The following is a 3,582-nucleotide window of genomic DNA, read 5'->3' on the forward strand; positions in this document are numbered from 1 at the left end:
TAGCCGCGCCCGGCGATGCGGTGGCCAAGCGTCGGGTCACGCCCTTGGAGGAAGGCGAGGGTCGGGCCGATGGTCGCGTGGTAGCGGTCGAACTGCTCGATGAACGAGCGCACCTGCGGCGTGTGCCGGTCCACCGGCACCGCCTCGATCTGCACGCGGATCTGCAGCAGCCCCTCGGCCGACAGCAGGCGCAGCACCAAGGCCAGCGCCAGGTCTTCCTGCACGGCATCAACACCGCGCGAACGCAGAAAGCCCGTGAGGTAGGCGGTGGAGGGGTACGGCGTGTTGAGCTGCGTCATCGGCGGGATGACGGAGAGCACGCGCGGGGGCGAAGTGAGCATCGCCCGAGTCTGCCACGCCACCACCCGTCATCCCGGCGAAAGCCGGGATCCACCCGTGGCATGTCACCGCTTGCTTGCAGTGGATCCCGGCGTTCGCCGGGATGACAGGCGCCTCAGTCCACCGTCGCCCGCCTCAGATCCAGCGTGAACGGGAAGTTCGGGTTGCGCTCGTCCTTCGGCACCTTCATCTCGCCCGGCGTGTGGCCCACGCGGAAGAAGCGCGCCAGCCGCCGTGCCTCGGCCTCGTAGGCATTGACCGGCGCGGTGTCGTAGTTGCGCCCGCCCGGGTGGGCCACGTGGTACTGGCAGCCGCCCAGCGAGCGGCTCATCCAGGTGTCGACCAGGTCGAAGGTGAGGGGCGCATGCACGGCGATGGTGGGGTGCAGGGCCGAGGGCGGGTTCCAGGCGCGGTAGCGCACGGCGCCGACGAACTCGCCCACCTTGCCGGTGGGCTGCAGCGGCACCACGCGGCCGTTGCAGGTGAGCACGTGGCGGTCGCTCACGAGGCCGGTGGCCTTCACCTGCACGCGCTCCACCGACGAATCGACGAAGCGCACGGTGCCGCCCGGAGCACCCTCTTCGCCCATCACGTGCCAGGGTTCGAGCGCGAGGCGCAGCTCCATCTCCACGCCCATGGCGTTGAAATCGCCCAGGCGCGGGAAGCGGAAGTTGAGGTGCGGGGCGAACCAGTCGGCCTTGAGGCCGTAGCCGAAGGTGTTGAGCTCGTCGATCACGTCGCACAGGTCGTGCCACACGAAGTGCGGCAGCATGAAGCGGTCGTGCAGTTCGGTGCCCCAGCGCTTGAGGCGCGGCGGCTGGTAAGGCTGCTGCCAGAAGCGGCTGATGAGCGAGCGCATCAGCAGCTGCTGGGTGAGGCTCATGCGCGCGTGCGGCGGCATCTCGAAGGCGCGCATCTCCAAGAGGCCCAGGCGGCCGGTGGGGCCATCGGGCGAGTACATCTTGTCGATGCAGAACTCGGCGCGGTGGGTGTTGCCCGTCACGTCGATCAGCAGGTTGCGCATCAACCGGTCGATCAGCCAGGGCGGGCAGGCGGCGGGCCCCTCGGCCGTCTTGCGCTGCAGCTCGGCAAAGGCGATCTCGATCTCGTAGACCGAGTCGTTGCGCGCCTCGTCCACGCGCGGCGCCTGGCTGGTGGGGCCGATGAAAAGGCCCGAGAACAGGTAGCTCAGCGCGGGGTGGTTGTGCCAGTAGGCCACCATGCTGGCCAGCAGGTCGGGCCGGCGCAGGAAGGGCGAGTCGGCCACGGTGGCACCGCCCAGCACGAAGTGGTTGCCGCCGCCGGTGCCGGTGTGGCGGCCGTCGACCATGAACTTCTCGGTCGACAGGCGCGTCTCGTGCGCGGCCTGGTAGAGGTGGGTGGTCTGCTCGACCAGCTCCTCCCAGCTGTGCGCAGGGTGGATGTTGACCTCGATCACGCCGGGGTCGGGCGTCACGCGCAGGGTGGACAGGCGCGGGTCTTTCGGCGGCTCGTAGCCTTCGAGGATCACCGGCAGCTTCATCTCCACCGCCGTGTCCTCCACCGCGGAGACGAGTTCGAGGTAGTCCTCCAGCGCCGCGACCGGCGGCATGAAGATGTAGAGCTTGCCCTGGCGCGGCTCGGCCGACATGGCGGTGCGCGTGACCCAGCCGGCGGACTCGAAGCGTGCCGGTTGCTTGGACGGCACGGCCGCGGTGGCCGGCGCTGCGGGCGCATTCAACGCCGCGCGCGAGCGCTCGCCGAAGCTGCCGGGCGCATGGGCCGCCGCGCTGCTGGTGCTGGTGTCGAGCCCTGCCCCTCCGCCCAGCTCCGTGCCACCCACCGCATAGCGCAGCCGGCGGTACGGCGGCAGCGGCGCGAACGGCTGCGTCTGGTCGGGCGGCAGCACCCAGGGGTAGTCGCTGGGGGCCGCCCACGGCTGCGAATCGAGCGGCAGGCGATAACCCATCGCCGAGTCACCGGGGATCAGGTAGCAGCGTTCGGTGCGCAGGAACCACGGCCCGGTCTGCCAGCGCGGCGTGCCGGCGGGGTGGCGCGCGACGGGCAGCACATGGCCCACCACCTTCTCCAGGCCCTGCGTGAAGACCTTGCGGATGCGGTCGCGCTCCAGCTCGTCGGACAGGCGCGCGTCGAAGGGGTCGACGTTCGTCGGCAGCTTGCGCTCGCGCCACAGGTAGTACCAGGCGTCTTCGTAGGCCGGGAACACGTACTTGGGGTCGAGCTGCAAGCGCCTGGCCACGCCGGCCAGGAACTGCTGCGCCTTGGCCTCGGTGAGGCCGTAGTCCTGGCGCTCGTCGGCGAAGAGCTCGGGGTGCGTCCAGATCGGCTCGCGGTCCTTGCGCCAGAAGAGGTTGAGCGACCAGCGCGGCAGCTGCTCGCCCGGGTACCACTTGCCCTGGCCGTAGTGCAGCAGGCCCCCGTCGCCGTACTTGCGGCGCAGCTTGTCCATCAGCTCGGCGCTGAGCAGGCGCTTGGTGGGGCCGAGCGCGTCGGTGTTCCACTCGGCGCCGTCGCGGTCGTCGACCGAGACGAAGGTGGGCTCGCCGCCTTGCGTGAGCCGCACGTCGTTGCGCCGCAGGTCGGCATCGACGCGGTGGCCCAGGGTTTCGATCTCGGCCCACTGTTCGTCGGTGTAGGGCAGCGTGACGCGCGGCGCCTCCCACACGCGGGTGACCTGCATGTGGTGCTCGAACTCGGTCTCGCATTCGTCGAGCGCGCCCGTCACCGGCGCAGCCGACGAGGGGTCGGGCGAACACGCCAGCGGGATGTGGCCCTCACCGGCCAGCAGGCCCGAGGTGGGGTCGAAGCCGATCCAGCCCGCACCTGGCAGGTAGACCTCGCACCAGGCATGCAGGTCGGTGAAGTCGACCTCGGTACCACTCGGCCCGTCGAGTGACTTCACGTCGCTCTTGAGCTGGATCAGGTAACCCGAAACAAAGCGCGCCGCGAAGCCCAGGTGGCGCAGCAGCTGCACAAGCAGCCAGCCGGAGTCGCGGCACGAACCCGAGGCGTTGACCAGCGTCTCCTCGGGCGTCTGCACACCGGGCTCCATGCGGATGAGGTAGCTGATGTCCTTCTGCAGGCGCTGGTTGAGCTCGACGAGGAAGTTGGTGGTCTGCTTCTTCTCGCGCGGGATGGCCGCGAGGTACTTGGCCAGCGCCGGCGTCAGTTCACCCTTCAACCGGTACGGCGCCAGCTCGTGCGCCAGCGAGGGGTCGTACTCGAACGGGAAATGTTCGGCCG

At 69.9% G+C, this 3,582-nt stretch carries 1 protein-coding gene and 1 pseudogene; both read right to left on the reverse strand.

The window, feature by feature from the left end; all coding sequences use genetic code 11:
• Positions 1-341, reverse strand: a pseudogene (locus VFL64_RS20165) (radical SAM protein); the annotation flags it as partial.
• Between the two features lie 113 nt (positions 342-454).
• The coding region (locus VFL64_RS20170) for a transglutaminase family protein (protein ID WP_489542175.1) at positions 455-3,582 on the reverse strand (3,128 nt) is incomplete at its 5' end.

The sequence above is a fragment of the Rhizobacter sp. genome, assembly GCF_035702065.1.
GTDB lineage: Bacteria > Pseudomonadota > Gammaproteobacteria > Burkholderiales > Burkholderiaceae_C > Rhizobacter.